Origin of the sequence: Stutzerimonas stutzeri (assembly GCF_019090095.1) — a bacterium.
Classification (GTDB): Bacteria; Pseudomonadota; Gammaproteobacteria; order Pseudomonadales; family Pseudomonadaceae; genus Stutzerimonas; species Stutzerimonas stutzeri_AN.
Genome location: NZ_JAGQFP010000001.1, coordinates 896,867 through 912,602 on the forward strand (window position 1 = coordinate 896,867; position 15,736 = coordinate 912,602).

Genomic DNA, 15,736 nt, shown 5'->3' on the forward strand with positions numbered 1-15,736 from the left:
CAACGGAAAAGCAAAGGGGCCCGAAGGCCCCTTGATCTTCTACGCGTCTGGCGCAGCCTTGGCAGGCGGCTCGTTGTTCTCGTAGATCAGCAACGGCTGAGAGGTTCCCTCGATGACACTCTCGTCGATCACCACCTTACTGACATCCTTCTGGGAAGGAATCTCGTACATGGTATCCAACAGAACGCCTTCGAGGATCGAACGCAGGCCACGCGCACCGGTCTTGCGCTCCAGCGCGCGGGTAGCCACTGCTTTCAGCGCATCGGTGCGGAACTCCAGATCAACACCTTCCAGCTCGAACAATTTGGCGTACTGCTTGGTCAGCGCATTCTTCGGCTCGGTCAGAATCTGAATTAACGCCGCCTCGTCCAGCTCGTCCAGCGTGGCGATGACCGGCAACCGTCCTACGAACTCGGGGATCAGACCAAACTTGACCAGATCGTCCGGCTCGACTGCACGCAGCGACTCACCAATCTTCTTGCCAGGATCCTGGCTTCGCACCTCGGCATTGAAGCCGATACCGCCCTTGGCCGAGCGCCCCTGAATCACCTTTTCAAGACCGGCAAACGCACCGCCACAGATGAACAGGATATTTCGCGTATCGACCTGCAGGAACTCCTGCTGGGGATGCTTACGCCCACCCTGCGGAGGCACCGATGCAACCGTACCCTCGATAAGCTTGAGCAGCGCCTGCTGCACGCCCTCGCCGGACACGTCACGGGTGATCGACGGGTTGTCCGACTTACGCGAAATCTTGTCGATTTCGTCGATGTAGACGATGCCCATCTGGGCCTTCTCGACGTCGTAATCGCACTTTTGCAGCAGTTTCTGAATGATGTTCTCGACATCTTCACCTACGTAACCAGCCTCGGTGAGCGTGGTTGCGTCAGCGATGGTGAACGGCACATTCAGCAGTCGAGCCAATGTTTCGGCCAGCAACGTCTTACCCGAACCCGTCGGTCCGATGAGCAGGATGTTGCTCTTGCCCAGTTCGACTTCTTCCTTCTTGTCGCGCTGATTGAGCCGCTTGTAATGGTTGTATACAGCCACGGCCAGGATCTTCTTGGCACGCTCCTGACCAATGACGTACTGGTCGAGGATGCCACTAATTTCCTTGGGCGCGGGCAGCTTTTGCGCGCTGCTCTCGGCCTGAGCTTCCTGCACCTCCTCGCGGATGATGTCATTGCACAGGTCGACGCACTCGTCGCAGATAAATACCGAGGGCCCGGCAATCAACTTGCGTACTTCATGCTGGCTTTTGCCGCAAAAAGAGCAATAGAGCAGTTTGCCGGAGTCCTCGCCGTTGCGGGTGTCAGTCATTCGATCGATCCAATCGGGAAGGCTTGAAATACAAGATGAAGGCAAATGCGGGCATTTTCAAGGGCACGCGACGGCACACATGACGGACGCCCGCTAACGTCGACCTCCTGGACCATATCAGACCGGCTGTTGGCGCTTCTCATGAACAGCGTCGACGACTCCATATTCCAGCGCCCGGGTAGCGCTCATGAAGTAGTCGCGGTTGGTATCACGCTCGATCGTCGCCATATCCTGGCCGGTGTGGTGGGCCAGCAACTGATTCAATCGCTCGCGGATATAGAGAATCTCGCGCGCATGAATGTCGATATCCGAAGCCTGCCCCTGGAAGCCGCCGAGCGGCTGATGGATCATCACCCGAGCATTGGGCAAGCAGTAGCGCTTACCTTTGGCGCCGCCGGCGAGCAGGAACGCTCCCATGCTGCAAGCCTGGCCGATACAGGTCGTCGAAACGTCGGCCTTGATGAATTGCATGGTGTCGTAGATGGCCATGCCCGCGGTTACGGAGCCGCCCGGAGAATTGATGTAAAGATGGATATCCTTCTCGGGGTTCTCCGCCTCGAGGAACAGCATCTGCGCGACGATCAGGTTGGCCATGTAGTCTTCCACCTGGCCTACCATGAAGATCACCCGCTCCTTCAGGAGACGGGAATAGATGTCATACGCGCGCTCGCCACGAGCGGATTGCTCGATGACCATGGGCACCAGCCCACCAGCCGCCTGGATATCTGGTGCTTGCATAAACGGATTGCCGGACATTTCCAACGAAACTCCCTAGTCATGCCGCAAAGACATAAGCCAGCACGAGGCTGGCTTATGAGTATGCATGTAAACGGTTGAAGAGACTCAGGCAGCTTGCGGAGCTTCCGCAGGCTTCACTGCTTCTTCGTAGGAGACCGATTTGTCGGTCACTTTAGCCTGCTGCAGGACAGTATCTACAACTTGTTCTTCGAGCACAACAGAGCGAACTTCGTTCAATTGCTCGTCGTTCTTGTAGTACCAGGACACAACCTGCTCCGGCTCCTGATAGGCCGAAGCCATCTCCTCGATCAACTCGCGTACACGGGCGTCGTCAGGCTTGAGCTCGTACTGCTTGACCACTTCAGCAACGATGAGCCCCAGCACGACGCGACGCTTGGCCTGTTCTTCGAACAGCTCAGCAGGCAGTTGGTCCGGCTTGATGTTGCCGCCGAACTGCTGAACGGCCTGAACGCGCAAGCGATTCACTTCGTTATCGATCAGCGCTTTCGGCACTTCGATCGGGTTGGCGCTGACCAAACCTTCCATGACCTGATTCTTCACCTTGGTCTTGATGGCTTGGCGCAGCTCGCGTTCCATGTTCTTCTTGACCTCGGCACGGAACCCATCCAGGCCGCCTTCCTGCACGCCGAACTGCGCGAAGAACTCTTCGTTCAACTCAGGCAGCTGGGGTGCTTCGACGCTATTGACCGTCACGGTGAACTCGGCCGTCTTACCAGCCAGATCGAGATTCTGGTAGTCCTCTGGGAACGTCGGGTTGATCACCCGTTCCTCACCAGCCTTGGCGCCAACGAGTGCGGACTCGAAGCCCGGAATCATGCGACCAGAGCCCAGCACCAGCTGCGTTCCCTTGGCCGAACCGCCAGCAAAGGCTTCGCCGTCGATCTTGCCGACGAAATCGATGTTCAACTGGTCGCCATCTTCGGCTGCACGCTCGGCCTTCTCATAGCGGGTGTTCTGCTTACGCAGGATGTCGAGCATGTTGTCGACGTCCGCATCCGTGACTTCCGCCTGCAGACGCTCGACTTCGATCCCCTCGAAACCCGCAACCTTGAACTCGGGAAAAACCTCGAACGTTGCAACGTACTCGAGATCCTTACCCTTCTCGAACACCTTCGGCTCAACGGAGGGCGCGCCGGCAGGGTTCAACTTTTCTGCCACCACAGCCTCGTAGAACGTGGCCTGAATCAGATCACCGAGCGCTTCCTGACGTGCGGCTGCCTCGTAACGCTGACGAATGACGCTCATCGGCACCTTGCCGGGACGGAAACCTGGGATCTTTGCACGGCTGGCGGTCTGCTGCAGACGCTTGTTGACTTCGGTCTCGATGCGCTCGACCGGCACGCCAATGGTCATGCGGCGCTCAAGAGCGGAGGTGCTTTCAACAGAAACTTGCATGGATTTTCCTCGTTGCACAGACATAAGCCGGCGTTCCGGCCCCAGAATGGGCAAGCATTCTAGTGGCTCGTATTACAGAAGTCACCCCGCGCGTAAGCACGCTCGCCAACCGAAACACGCTCCCCTGCTTCTAGCGGCACTCGACCGCAAGAGAACCGCCACGCGGGCGCACCTGGCATCGCTACGCGCATAATCGATACGCGAGCAACGGCGGATTCGCTGGGCTATGTTATAGAGGATGCTGATGCCAGAGCCCTGGTGCCTTAGAGGAAGCGACCATCATGACTGACGACATTGGAAAATTGGTATTACGGTTATCGGTGGGGGTACTGATCCTCCTGCACGGCATATCCAAACTGCTCAACGGCGTAGAGGGTATTGCCGGCATGCTGAGCAGCCATGGGCTACCGACGTTCTTGGCCTACGGCGCATACCTGGGCGAGGTCGTGGGCCCTATTCTGGTCATACTCGGTCTGTTCACACGTGTAGGCGCCATACTCATGGTCGGCAATATGCTCTTCGCCTTTGGCCTGGCCCATATGCAACAGATCTTCTCGCTCAGCCAGACGGGAGGTTGGGCCTTGGAGCTGCAGGGGATGTTCCTCTTCGGCTCGATCGCGATAGCCCTGCTCGGTGCCGGTAAACACAGCGTTGGCGGAGTTAACGGCCGCTATAACTGAGGTCGTTAGTCGCAGCAGACGCAGGGGCTCTCCGCGTCTAAACTGCCGCGAGGCTGCCCGCTCGAAGCGGCGGGCAGAGCCCTACGGCCTTAGTTAAGATCAAGGTCATGACAGCCACGGTTCCGATTCGTCAACCTTGCCCACCGGCAGCCTGCATTTGCGGGCGCGAGCAACTGCTTCAGAATCCGAGCACCGATCTGCGCATCCTCCGCCTCACACGGCACGAGGAAAGCCGTCTGGTAGAGCGATTGGAAAGCTTAACCAGCCTGGAGGATCTGCAGCATATGCAGCAGCTTATGTTTCAGCAGCTAGGCATTCACCTGCGGATCTCACCGGGCATTGGTGAAGTACGCAGCATGCGAGGTTTCCGCATAGAGCTGGATGAACTACCCGGCCTCTGCCGCAAGACTCGCCAGTCGATACCCGCCGCAATCAGACGAGCATTGGAGCATCGACCGGAAATCGCTTATCGCCTGCTCGATGCGCACGACCTGCTGCGCGACGCCTGAATCCAGTCGCGCAAATGTTGCCGTCCACGCAGCAACACAATAAGCACCGCCTAAGTATGGCGACGCCAGTATTGATTGCTACACATCTCAACAAAGGCAGAACGACGAACTTTTTTGTCGGGCAGAGTAACCGAACGCTGCTAGCCCGCTTTTTCGGTGGAGCCAGGCCTACCGCCGCCCCGCCAAGCCCACAATTGCGAACACTACAACCTGCTCGATGCAAGCATTCGCATGTTCAAGGCGCTGCCGCCGAACACGCCGCTTAATGCATTAACGCTATCACCCAATATCGATCATCCAGCAGCCCCGCAACACCTCCAGGTACCGATAACTCAGGAGGCGTGATGTGCGGCGCCTGCTCGTTACCGCCAAAGCGCAAGCACACTCGCCAGAACTACAACCTGCGCGAACCGGACTGTTTACAAGCGACTCGGCAACCAAGCGTCGACCGCGAGCATAGCTTCAGCCCCTACGGCAAGGAGAGCCAGCAGTGCGTGCGCATCGCGCAACACAACGGCGCCAAGTCGTTAATCATTACCGACAACCCCCTTTCGCCTCTAGCCAAGCGCGCCAATGCGATGCTGCTGGTCAACGAAGGTAGGGCGTTCGCCTTCCGCTCTCTCAGCGCGACGCTGTGCTTGTGCCAGGCACTTTTCATCGCTCTCGCGTACCGACTGGAGCTATCGGTTAACGAGATCCAGGAGCAAGCGGAACTGGACAATTGAGTAGCGGAGCTGTGCGAGGCGAGTCTACTAGATGACAAACGGCCGTTTTTTTGATGGAGCGGTACTGCGGCACAGTAAGCATCATTCCGGCAGTTGAGGAAGGGCCATAGGCGCCGCTGGAGAGCGACGAACCTGAACTGGGAGTTCGGTCGTCTAATCCGGAGCGCCTGGCATGACTGGCCAACCAGACCTGCAACATGGCAAGCGGCAACGCAAGCATGTAAATCAATAGCGTCAGCCGAGGGGCACGCCCTCAACGACGACAACAGTTGCCTCAGCGTGCCCATGCCGATAACGACAAACCGCCTGGTACTCCTCGGACCGATAGCAGGCTAAAGCCTGGTCGTAGGACGGAAACTCGATCACGACGGTGCGATCCGGGGTTGCCCTGCCCTCCAGCGCCTCACTTCGTCCGCCGCGCGCCAAGACTTGCGCGCCGAAGCGGGCAAACGCGGCGGGTCGCACCCGATGCCACCGCCGACGATCTGCTGGTGCCGTTGCTCGTTACCATCGTCTGCACACCGCTTTTGGCTCTATATCACCGGTGACGGCAACATCCTCGACGGCTCGGGCTCGACTTCCATGCAATGGTCGGCGTATGTCCAGTGATCAATCTCGCCCCGGTTTGAGGTGAGCACGACGATCGAATCAACCGCGAAGTTGCAGCCACAGTCAGCCGCGCACTCTTATCGAGTGCGCAGAAATACCGGACAGAACAGGCGCAGCAGCACCGGCCGGTAGCTCAGAGTCACGGCCGTTGCTACGGCGGCGACCGGCAACAGGGTGAACCAGACCAGCACCGCCATGGATGGATGGTCGGCCTTGAAGCAGCACAGAGCCGATACCATCAGCGCCAGACAGCCCAGGGCGCGCAGATAGTCCGGGGCAACCTCGTCCGCGCTGAACACCTGGCGCCAGTGCGCCGGCAGGGACAACGCCAACCAGCTGGTCGCCAAGCCCATGCTGGCGACCGCGGCCAACAACCACAGACCTTCATTACTCATAGGCCACCCCACCGATGCGAGTGCGGTCCGCGACATCAACGGGCCTTGCCAGACGGCGGGCTGTGAGTAGCGCTACCAGCGCGCAGGCCAACAGGCTCAGATCGACGCCGGCCACTGCCCAGTAGGGGTCAAGCAACATTGTCTTTAGCAGGTGGTCACCCGTGGTGATCCAGTTGAGCAGCACCGCAGCGACGCAGAGCAGCGCTACGGCCCAGCATTGCTCGCGCCACGCCGGGTTGTGCCGCGCTTCGGTCACTGGCGCACTACGCCACAGCGCATGCAGCAAACTCGCCAGCCAGGCACCCCAGAACACCCACTTTTCCCATTCGCCACGGCCCGGCATGGCCTCAGGCAGCAGTCGGTTGGCCGCCAGCATGGCAATCGCCGCCAGCAGCATGCCGGTAACCGTGGTGACCGCCATGGCGTCAACCAACCGACAGCCCTGCAACCCGAGCCGGGCGTGCTCCTGCTTGCGTTTTTCGACGAAGAATACAAATCCGGTGGCGATGCACACACAGCCCAGCAGACCGCCCGCCACGTATAGCCAGCGCAGCGCCCAGTGTTCGAAGTGCTGCAGGTGCAAGCCGGTGAGAAATTGATTGACGGCACCAACCGGGTCACTCTGCGGGTCTTCGCGCAGTAGCTCGCCGGTACTCGCCTTGAAGTGAATGCCCTCCCCGACCAGCGCCACACGATCGCTGCCGGCGCGGTAGATGCTGACGTAGCCGTTGGCGTCATTCAGATGCTCGATAGTCAGCAAACCGACCTCTCCCGGCATATCGCGCGCAGCCCAGATGCGCTTGGCCTCAGCCACCATGCCATCGACGGAGGCCATCTGCGCGGGCACACCGGCCTCATCATGGGGCAAGCCGGTATGCGCCGCCTCGATCACCTCATGCCGATCATGCAGCGGTTTGAGCACGGTTCCGGAGACTGGGAAGTAGTACATCGACGCGAAGATCACCAACCCGGTGAAGGCAAAAAAGAAGTGGAACGGCAACGCCACCACGCCACTCATGTTATGCAGGTCCAGCGCGCTGCGCTGGGTCCGTTTGCGCGGACGGAAGGTGAAAAACTCCTTGAAGATCTTACGGTGCATGATCACACCGGTGACCAGAGCGACCAACATCACGAGCGCGGCCAGCCCCACCACAAAGATGCCCAGGTTTTTCCAGTTTAGTTGCAGGCTGTAGTGCATTGGATAGAACCAGCTGCTCCCGATCTTGAGCTGGTCATCGGGGAGCATCTCACCGCTGCGGGGGTCGATGGTCGCCCAGCCATGCACGTGCAGATGGTCATCCGCTGGATCCTTTGGCTGGTTGGGGATACCAAACTCGCCACCAATGCTCAGCACCGGATCTCGGTGGGTGGTGTAGGCGTAGAGCGAGACCATGGGCATGGTCTCCGGCGCCGGCAGGTCGCCGATTACCCGCCCTTTGGTTGCCGCCATATCCACCGGATGCGGTTTGAGATCGGCAAATACCTGTTTCAGCAGGTTGTCGTAGGACGGCATAGGCTGCGGCTCGAAGCGTGTATCGGGAATCGCCCAACGATCGATCTCGCGGTCGAACACCGACAGTGCACCGAAAAAGAAGACGACCATCAGCACGAAGCCCAGCACCAAACCGAACCAGGTATGTACCCAGGCCATGGATTGGCGAAAGTTGTTCAGCATGGCTCTGCTCCTATCCGATGATCATGCGCTGCAGCTGCCAGGCAGCTGCCAGCATCAGGACGCTGCCCAGCGCCAGTACCAACCAGACCCGCCACAGACTGGCTGCGGCAAAAGTCCAGAGAAACAGCGCGAGATACAGTATGAAGGCCAGTATCATCATCGCCTGCTCGGCGGCATGGTAATCCACCCCAACCCCATTCAGCGCCGCCACGCCCAGCGCCACCACGCCCCAGACGAATGCATAGCAGCCGAAGATCGCGGCCAGGACGCGGGATACCACCGCAACAGGAGACATTACCGACAGGCTCACCAGCTGTAGCTCAGCTTGGCGGTGAGCTCTCGGCCCGGATTGTAGTAATCCGCAGTACCGGAACCCACGACATGCTGCTCATCCAACAGGTTGCTGACATTGACTGCCAGATCCGTGTCCTTGGCAATCTGGTAATTGAAGGCTGCATCGAACAAGGTCGTCGCCTCGCTCTCGCCGGTATCATTGAAGTTGCTGAAGTGGTAGCTACCTACATAACGGGCGCCCAGGCCGACACTGACATTCGTGCCCGGCACACTGTAATAGCTCCATAGCGAAGCCGAGTGCTTGGGCGCGGAGACGAATTCGTTGCCCTCGATTGATACAACGCCCACGCCCCACACATTCAGTGCCCCGCGAAGCACTTCGGTTTCCATGTAGGAGTAGCCGCCGATCACACTCAGGTTCTCGGTCAGCTCGGCCTTGGCCTCAAGATCCAGACCACGTACCTGCTGCTCCCCAACGGTCTGCTGTTCAATGGCACCATTCGGCTGCACGACAGCGGTAGCGACATCATCCTGGGTCAGCTCGTAGATGGCGGCCGAGAACAGCGCATTTATCGCCACTGGGGAATACTTCACACCCACCTCATACTGGCTACCCCGCTCTGGCGTGACGCCTACCTCGGGCGGAGAAACGGACTCCACCATGCTGACATAGGCAGAAACCTCGTCGTTGACGATATAGGTCAACGCGCCGCGGAAAGAATTTTCCGAGAAGCGGTCCGAAGACCGGGTCCCGGAGAGGTGGTCGGTTTCGGAAACGTCCATGGAATCATGGCGCATGCCAAGTGTGAGAATGACACGCTCGTAGAAGGACAGGTTCTGCTGCAGAAACAGGGACTTGATGGTGCTGTCCTGGTCCTTGTCCTGGTAGACGATGGCGGGCGAAACGCCTCGGTATACCGGACGGCTAATGTCTATGGGATCGGCAGAGCCATAGACCGACACATTTTCGGAATGCGCATCGAGATATTCCACCCCGACGATGGAGCTGCTATCTATATTCTCGAAGCGCCCATCGTACTGCAGCATCAGATTGCCGTTTAGCTGCTCGGCCTCACCATCAGAACCCAGGTAGCCGCGATCGACCAACGGACCGGTGCGCCCAGCTACATCATTGATATAGACATAGCCGTACCCATCACTCAGGTCGCTGTGACGCAGATTGCTGCGCAACGTAAAACCGTTGTCGAAATCATGGCTGAAGCCGCCGCTGATATTGGTCCGCTCGACATCGTGGAAGTTGTAACTTGGCTCACCGAAGAAGGCGTCGCGATCATATTCCCGGTCTTTCGGGTAACCGCCACTGTTGGGCGTCCCGTCCTGGCGCAGATGATCCACTATCAGCGTGGCAGAGGTGAAGGCGGTCGGCTCCCAGGTCAGGCCGCCCATAATGAGCCCGTTGTCATCCTGGGAGTGATCGTACTCCCGCTCGCTGTCCTGCATCTTGCCAGTGAGCCGGAAGGCCAGCGTGTCACTACCGTTCAGCGCATCGCCCACATCCACGCCCGCTTCTTTATGATCGAAGGAGCCGTAAGTGACGTATCCCTGACGAATGCGCTCGAAGCGTGGCTGCTTGCTGACAAAGTTGACCGAGCCGCCTGGGTCTGCCGGACCAAACAGGGTGGAGTTGGCACCACGCAGCACTTCAATACGCTCATAGGCAAAGGGCTCCTCGCGTACGCCGCGCATCGAACCTAGGGTCAGCCCGTCCCGGTAGGTGGTGGCCTGGAAACCGCGAATCTGGAAGTAGTCGTTGCGATCGTCGGTACCGTAATAATCGGTGATCACGCCAGGCGTGTACTGCAGGACCTCCTCGGTGGTGCTCGCGCTGCGCTGCTCTATTTCCTTTTGGGTAATGACCGAAACCGAGGCCGGGGTATCGAGGAGACTGGTTGCGACCTTGCCACCTACCCATAGCTCCTTGGCAACCACCGAATTGGCATCATCGTCAGCGGCCGCCTTGGCGTTGACAATAATGGGCGCGAGACGAAATGGCTCGTCACTCGCCGCGCTCTCCTGCGCGAAGCTGCTAAGCGGCACAGCAGCCAGCGGGACGCAAAAGAGCAGCGCACCGGCCTTGCATTGCCAAGGGGTGCGGGCGGGAACCAGCCGAGTCTCAGTGTCAGCCATGCGCAATACCTTTCCTTTGGATCAGTCAGAAATGCCACGCTCTCTGCGGGGCATGCATGTAAGTAGATGTGTAGATAGTGTCGCGAACGGGAGTATAGGTAAAAATTCTCATAACGATAATCGTTCGCGCATGAATATAACAATTACTTACATGCCAGATCGCCTAAGGTGACCGATTGATGCCGCGGAAGTGGCTGTGAAAAAGCCGGTCGGGACCGACCAAATTACGAAGCGAGGATGCGAGAAAAACGGATGAAACGGTCTAGCGGCTAGGTTGAAAGCTCACCGAGCTCCAAGGCGCGCTTTCGAACTAGGAGCATCTCGGTTGACCACCGAAGCCGCAGCAGAATGCCGAAACGGCCCGCCAGTGCACACCACCTCGCGGAGGAAGCAAGGGCTGGGAGTAAGGATGGGATCGATCAGCCATAGCCGCTGTGCCTCTATCGCGTGGGCTCGACGATAACCAAATACACGGCGACATCGCCGACTGCCTCCTGCAGGCTCATCGCCGGTAACTGCTGATCGTTGCATCGAGCAAAAGTCAAATGTGCAAAAGCGCAAAAATGGGGTATCACCCGGCCGCGCCGGGTCGCGCTGGTGTACTGCGCATCGAGTCAGTGCGACCGCCTCGAACCTGAGGCCGCTCACCGCTGTCGCGGGGATGGTCGGGATGGGGGGTTCGGCCAGAAGCGGGCGTTCTGAGTTGATGAACTCAGTTTGTTAACCGGCTATTGCCGTGACATTGGCGCACGTCCCTGTGCGCCAGATACTTACCACTGATGGTTATATCCCAGTGTCAGCGTGGTGCCGGAACCTGGCAGGCGGCTGGTGTTGCTGCTGCTGCGCATCAGCTGGCTGTACAGCGGGTAGTAGTCACGGTTGAACAGGTTCTCGATGCCCAGGCTCAACTTGTCGGCGTTGCTCAGACGGTAGTCGCTGATCAGGTCCACCGTGGTGTAGCTGTCGACTTCGCGGCGGCCGAAACTGGCCACGCCATCCAGGCGGTAGTCCTCGCTGCCGACGTAGGTGACCTGCAGGCGGTTGCTCCAAGCCTCGCTCGGTTGATACTGGAGGTAGGCAGTCAGTTTCAGCGGAGGCACGCGGAAGCCGGTCATGTCCCGCCAATCGCCGTTGTCCGGTTTTTCGCGACCCCTCATCCAGGTGAAAGTGCCACCCACGCCCCAGATGTCATCCAGGCTCAGCCACTCGGCGCTGCCTTCGACGCCGTAGATGCGCTCCTCGGTGCGGGTGAGGATTAGGCCGTTGTTGAAGCTCTGCACGTCGCCCAGCTTTGAGGTGGTGTAGAACAGAGCCAGCGAGGCCAGGGTTTGATCTCCGAGAGTACCGCGCCAGCCCAGCTCGTAGTTGTTGGTCTTCACCGGTTCCAGATCGGAGGAGTCGATGTCGAAGCCCCTACGTGCGTTGCGTACCTGAACGCCGATGTCCGGCAGCTGGAAGCCCTGGCTGAAGGCCGCATAGATCTCCTGGCTGGGAACCGGGGCGTACACCACGCCGAGGTTATACAGCAGGTCGTCGTAACGGGTCGTGCCGCCTTGCACGGTCGTCGGGCTGGCGTTGTGGATCTCGGAAAGCGGAACGAAATCGCCGAAATTGGCGGTGGCGTACTCGTAACGCAGGCCGCCCTCGACGGACCACTGATCGTTGATGCGGTGCTGCAGTTGGGCAAAGGCGCCGCTGCTGAGGGTGGTCAGCTCCGGCATGTAGGTCATCTTACCGATCTTCTCGAAGTCGGTGCCCCCACTGGCGTCATAGATCGCCGGATCGAAGATGTCGAGCGGCATGTCGCTGCGCTCGTGGTTCAGATCGCCACCCCAGACCAGCTCCGTCCTCTCGCCCAGCGGTGTGCGCAGGGTCAGGCGGCTGCCGAAGACTTCGCTGTTCTGCATTACTTGGTCGACGAAACGTCCACGAGTAGCCACGCCACGGGCATCGAAGGGGGTGAAGCGTGTGAAGTAGTCGCGGTAATAGAGCTGTCCCGACATACGGCTGCCGAGCAGGTCTTCATGGCTATATTCTAGGTTCGCGATGGTGTTCTTGATCTGGTTCTGCTCGTCCAGGTTGAGACCTTTGAGCGCCTGCGCCGGTACCGTGCCTGCGGGTAGTTTGGCCACAGACGGGTCGGAGGTGTAGTCACTGTCCTGCTGGGCATCGTAGTGGCTGAGAGCGAGCTGGATGCGTTGGTTCTCATCGATGCGCAGGCCGAGCTTGCCGCCGATATTGAAGGCGTTGGAGTCGAACATGTCGCCTTGGCTGGGCTCTGGCGCAATGCGCTGGCCATCGGCGTCGAACGAGCTGCCGATATGCCGCGCGCCGAAGTCGAGCGCGTAGTCGAACTGGTCCAGGGAGCCGGACAGGCGATGTTGCAGCTGTCCGCCGAGGCTATCGTTGTCGAGTTGGGTCAGTGAAGAAGTGCCGGTTAGCGTGGTTTCGGCGCGCATTTCACCACCTGCAGGACGTGTGGTGATGTTGACGATGCCACCCGTGGCGCCAGCCCCATAGATCGCACTGCTACCGTGAATTACCTCGACACGCTCAATCAGCGCCGCATCGATAGTCGCCAGGTTGCGCGAAGAGTCGCGGTTGGTGTTCAGCGGTACACCGTCGACCAGGATTAGCATGGTGCGGCCGCGCAGGGTCTGGCCATAGTCGGTGACGGTGCGGCTGGAGTCCGACATACCGGGGATTATCTTGGCCAGCACCGTAGCCAAGCTACCGGAGGCCATGCGCAGCTTTTCCAACTGTTCGCGCTCGATGACGTCGACCTGACGTATCTGCTGTACCAGATCGCTGGTCGTACGTGATGAAGTCACTTCCATGGGCGCCAGTTCGACAGGGGCCGTAGCGATTTCCGGCTTGCGGCGCGGCACCACGATAAAGGTGTGTTCATCCTGTTGCTGCACGTCGAGGCCGCTGTCGTTGAGCAGGCGTTGCAGGGCTTCGCTGGTTGTCAGCCGACCGCGCAGGGCAGGCGACTGTTTGCCGAGGGTGATGTCGCTGGAAAACAGTACCTGGCTGTCAGACTGGGCTGCCAGTGCGTTCAGAGATTGTTCGAGAGGCGCCGCGGGCAGATCGAACTCGATTTCGCCAGCGGCCTGTGTCATCGATGACAGGCCAAGCAGCAGGCTGCTAGCAAACAGGGTAAGGCGCCAGGTGGGGGTTTTCACTGATAGAGCTCCGGGAAAATATGAGGTGTTCCTGGAGATAGCCGCCACAGCAGCACGCAAACCCTACCTCACGATGAAATTATTTTTTCGTAGCCCGTCGGCTCAGGCTCAAAGAGCCGTCGTCAGCAGTGTGCAGTTCCACCGGAAGTATCTTCGGCAGCAAGGTCAACAAGGCATCCAGATTGGCGCTGCGAAAGGCGCCGGATACAGGCAGCTGTGCCAGATCCGGGCTGTTGAGGCGCACGACAGTGTTCTGTTGGCGCTGGAGCGTGTCGAGCACCTCGACCAGCGGAGTGCGATCAAATACCACGCGGCCTTTGATCCAACCGTTCAAAGCCTTGACATCGACCTGCGTCGGATTGCCTAGCTGGCCGTTGTGCACCAGAACCTGCTGGCCGGGCGTGAGCAGCAGCTCATCCGTCCGGCTGCGTACACCGACCTTGCCTTCCTCGACGGTCACACGCACATCGTCTGCCAGGCGGCTGACGTTGTAGCGGGTACCGACCACGGTGATCTCGGTCGAGCCGGCCTGTGTGCGGAAAGGACGGTAGGTGGCAGGGGCGACATCGAACAGTGCCTGCCCCGCCAGCAACTCGACGCGACGGCTGCGCAGGTGCCAGCTGACGTTGACCTGGCTGGCACCATCGAGGGTGAAGGTGCTGCCGTCAACCAGGGCGATGCTCTGCACCTGGCCCGGTGCACTGCGATAGTGCTCGCTGCGATAGGCTGGGTCGAGCCAGACCAGCCCCAGGACTATCGCGCCGATCACCAACCCAAGCATGGCGGGACGTTTCCGGGATTTCTTGACAGGCAACGGCAGGGGGAAACGCCGCTTCAGCTCCTCGCGATGGCGCGCGAGCGCGTCGTCTGTAGAGTTGTGCTCGTCAGCGGGGCGATTCATACGGAGGCCTTCTGATAGCCCAGGCGGGCCAGGCACTTGGCCATGCCGACCTTGAGGTGTTTTTCCACGGTCTTTACCGAAATTCCTAGTCTTTCGGCAACCTGCTGCTGCGGCAGCTCATAAATCTTGTGCATGACGAAAACTTGCTGGCAGCGTGCTGGTAGCTCGGCGATAGCGGCGCATAGGCGGTCCAATTCGTCAGCGGCAGCACGCTGGCGCTCCAGGCACGGGGCATTACAGAGAACCTCGTTCAGGTCGACCTGGTCGTCCACCCAGGCTTGCCTGCGGCGCTCGCTGCGGTAGTGGCTGATAGCGCGATCATGAGTGATCTTGTGCAGCAGCGCCAAGGGCACACGTACAGCTTCTTTTTCGGGCGACTCCAGCAGATGCACACAAACTTCGTGTACCACCTCGCGCGCCGCCTGGCGGTCGCCGAAACGACGACGAACAGAATCAACCAGCTCATCATAATGACGGGTTAGGGTCGTAATCAGAGACTGTTTGGCCGAGGCGTAAGGCAATTTTGTGCGCGGTACGTATTGGATGGCATGCAAATATAAATGAGAACTAGTGGCATTCAAAGATCACTAACAAACAGAGTGGGCACGCCAAAGCGGCACGACAGCCTTAGCGATCGAGGAGAACCGGTTCCAGTGAAGAACGGCCTGGCATTCTTTTCCCAGCCTCGCGGCCAGGGAAAGCGGTCACGCGAAGTGACTGACGAAGTTTGGACATGCTGGGATGCATGCCAGATGACAGTGAACGAATGTCGCAACGTTTAACGCCAGGCGACCTGTCCATCGTCAGGTTCGATCTGCGACGCGTGGTCCTCGTCGGTGATTATCACCAGCAAGTACTGGTCAGCATCTTTATCGTAACGCTCCAAGCCATCGCGGTCGGCGTCGGGCTTACTCATCTGTGTCCGCTGCTCAATAGCAAAAATTGGATGGCGGGCGCAAGTGGGGATTGGCTTACATGTTCCAGATGATGAACGAGGCGCGCATCGGTGTTGGTCTGGGGGCCTCATGCCTCGACTGGCATCAAGTCCGACTTGCCAGGCGATGTGATCGCCACCGTAACCAAGCCGGTCTACGACAGCGCGACCGGAGCACATGCGCGGGGGGAAGATCAGCCCTGCAGT

At 59.3% G+C, this 15,736-nt stretch carries 13 protein-coding genes and 3 pseudogenes; 4 read left to right on the forward strand and 12 right to left on the reverse strand.

Going from position 1 to position 15,736, the window contains the following annotated elements; all coding sequences use genetic code 11:
• Window positions 1–39: 39 nt before the first annotated feature.
• The 3 genes from clpX to tig form a co-directional block, all read right to left on the reverse strand.
• Window positions 40–1,320 carry an ATP-dependent Clp protease ATP-binding subunit ClpX gene (gene clpX, locus KVO92_RS03810; RefSeq protein WP_217474348.1) on the reverse strand — a complete coding sequence of 427 codons (1,281 nt, stop codon included), beginning with the start codon at window positions 1,318–1,320 and terminating at the stop codon, window positions 40–42.
• A gap of 117 nt (window positions 1,321–1,437) precedes the next feature.
• A complete protein-coding gene (gene clpP, locus KVO92_RS03815) occupies window positions 1,438–2,076 on the reverse strand; it encodes an ATP-dependent Clp endopeptidase proteolytic subunit ClpP (protein ID WP_217474349.1) in 639 nt (212 codons plus the stop codon).
• Window positions 2,077–2,163: 87 nt separating this feature from the next.
• The gene (gene tig / locus KVO92_RS03820) at window positions 2,164–3,474 is read right to left on the reverse strand and encodes a trigger factor (protein WP_217474350.1); all 1,311 of its coding nucleotides are present in this window, start codon (window positions 3,472–3,474) and stop codon (window positions 2,164–2,166) included.
• A 281-nt stretch (window positions 3,475–3,755) separates the two neighbouring features.
• On the opposite strand from tig, the gene KVO92_RS03825 reads away from it, so the two are divergent.
• The 3 genes and pseudogenes from KVO92_RS03825 to KVO92_RS03835 form a co-directional block, all read left to right on the forward strand.
• Entirely contained in the window at window positions 3,756–4,154 is a 399-nt protein-coding gene (locus KVO92_RS03825) for a DoxX family protein (protein ID WP_217474351.1), read from the forward strand.
• Window positions 4,155–4,261: 107 nt separating this feature from the next.
• Window positions 4,262–4,663: a hypothetical protein gene (locus tag KVO92_RS03830; RefSeq protein WP_217474352.1), complete on the forward strand. Its 402-nt coding sequence runs from the start codon at window positions 4,262–4,264 to the stop codon at window positions 4,661–4,663.
• Between the two features lie 458 nt (window positions 4,664–5,121).
• Window positions 5,122–5,388: pseudogene (locus KVO92_RS03835) on the forward strand (MurR/RpiR family transcriptional regulator); the annotation flags it as partial.
• Window positions 5,389–5,622: 234 nt separating this feature from the next.
• Here KVO92_RS03835 and KVO92_RS03840 read toward each other — a convergent pair.
• The 9 genes and pseudogenes from KVO92_RS03840 to KVO92_RS03880 form a co-directional block, all read right to left on the reverse strand.
• Window positions 5,623–5,886 (reverse strand): annotated as a pseudogene (locus KVO92_RS03840) (DUF1330 domain-containing protein); the annotation flags it as partial.
• Window positions 5,887–6,074: 188 nt separating this feature from the next.
• On the reverse strand, window positions 6,075–6,392 hold the full coding sequence (locus KVO92_RS03845) for a DUF3325 family protein (protein ID WP_217474354.1): 318 nt from the start codon (window positions 6,390–6,392) through the stop codon (window positions 6,075–6,077).
• A complete protein-coding gene (locus tag KVO92_RS03850; RefSeq protein WP_217474355.1) occupies window positions 6,385–8,067 on the reverse strand; it encodes a PepSY-associated TM helix domain-containing protein in 1,683 nt (560 codons plus the stop codon). The genes KVO92_RS03845 and KVO92_RS03850 overlap by 8 nt, the downstream gene beginning before the upstream one ends.
• A gap of 10 nt (window positions 8,068–8,077) precedes the next feature.
• Window positions 8,078–8,377 (reverse strand): DUF3649 domain-containing protein, encoded by a 300-nt coding sequence (locus KVO92_RS03855; RefSeq protein ID WP_217474356.1) that lies wholly within the window; start codon window positions 8,375–8,377, stop codon window positions 8,078–8,080.
• Window positions 8,374–10,509 (reverse strand): TonB-dependent siderophore receptor, encoded by a 2,136-nt coding sequence (locus tag KVO92_RS03860; protein WP_217474357.1) that lies wholly within the window; start codon window positions 10,507–10,509, stop codon window positions 8,374–8,376. Before KVO92_RS03860 ends, KVO92_RS03855 begins: the two co-directional genes overlap by 4 nt.
• A gap of 770 nt (window positions 10,510–11,279) precedes the next feature.
• Complete coding sequence (locus tag KVO92_RS03865) at window positions 11,280–13,631, reverse strand: TonB-dependent receptor (RefSeq protein ID WP_254621350.1); 2,352 nt, start codon at window positions 13,629–13,631, stop codon at window positions 11,280–11,282.
• A gap of 142 nt (window positions 13,632–13,773) precedes the next feature.
• Window positions 13,774–14,595 carry a FecR family protein gene (locus KVO92_RS03870; protein ID WP_217474359.1) on the reverse strand — a complete coding sequence of 274 codons (822 nt, stop codon included), beginning with the start codon at window positions 14,593–14,595 and terminating at the stop codon, window positions 13,774–13,776.
• On the reverse strand, window positions 14,592–15,116 hold the full coding sequence (locus KVO92_RS03875; RefSeq protein WP_217474360.1) for an RNA polymerase sigma factor: 525 nt from the start codon (window positions 15,114–15,116) through the stop codon (window positions 14,592–14,594). The genes KVO92_RS03870 and KVO92_RS03875 overlap by 4 nt, the downstream gene beginning before the upstream one ends.
• Before the next feature lie 257 nt (window positions 15,117–15,373).
• Window positions 15,374–15,511 carry a hypothetical protein gene (locus KVO92_RS03880; protein ID WP_217474361.1) on the reverse strand — a complete coding sequence of 46 codons (138 nt, stop codon included), beginning with the start codon at window positions 15,509–15,511 and terminating at the stop codon, window positions 15,374–15,376.
• Between the two features lie 117 nt (window positions 15,512–15,628).
• Here KVO92_RS03880 and KVO92_RS22900 point away from each other — a divergent pair.
• Window positions 15,629–15,709: pseudogene (locus KVO92_RS22900) on the forward strand (conjugal transfer protein TrbI); the annotation flags it as partial.
• Between the last annotated feature and the right edge of the window lie 27 nt (window positions 15,710–15,736).

Bases quoted from the DNA above. Each gene is read 5' to 3' on its own strand.
- KVO92_RS03880 (WP_217474361.1), bottom strand. From the start codon at position 15,511: ATGAGTAAGCCCGACGCCGACCGCGATGGCTTGGAGCGTTACGATAAA.
- KVO92_RS03825 (WP_217474351.1), top strand. From the start codon at position 3,756: ATGACTGACGACATTGGAAAATTGGTATTACGGTTATCGGTGGGGGTA.
- tig (WP_217474350.1), bottom strand. From the start codon at position 3,474: ATGCAAGTTTCTGTTGAAAGCACCTCCGCTCTTGAGCGCCGCATGACC.
- KVO92_RS03860 (WP_217474357.1), bottom strand. From the start codon at position 10,509: ATGGCTGACACTGAGACTCGGCTGGTTCCCGCCCGCACCCCTTGGCAA.
- KVO92_RS03865 (WP_254621350.1), bottom strand. From the start codon at position 13,631: ATGACACAGGCCGCTGGCGAAATCGAGTTCGATCTGCCCGCGGCGCCT.
- KVO92_RS03845 (WP_217474354.1), bottom strand. From the start codon at position 6,392: ATGAGTAATGAAGGTCTGTGGTTGTTGGCCGCGGTCGCCAGCATGGGC.
- KVO92_RS03850 (WP_217474355.1), bottom strand. From the start codon at position 8,067: ATGCTGAACAACTTTCGCCAATCCATGGCCTGGGTACATACCTGGTTC.
- KVO92_RS03830 (WP_217474352.1), top strand. From the start codon at position 4,262: ATGACAGCCACGGTTCCGATTCGTCAACCTTGCCCACCGGCAGCCTGC.
- clpX (WP_217474348.1), bottom strand. From the start codon at position 1,320: ATGACTGACACCCGCAACGGCGAGGACTCCGGCAAACTGCTCTATTGC.
- clpP (WP_217474349.1), bottom strand. From the start codon at position 2,076: ATGTCCGGCAATCCGTTTATGCAAGCACCAGATATCCAGGCGGCTGGT.
- KVO92_RS03870 (WP_217474359.1), bottom strand. From the start codon at position 14,595: ATGAATCGCCCCGCTGACGAGCACAACTCTACAGACGACGCGCTCGCG.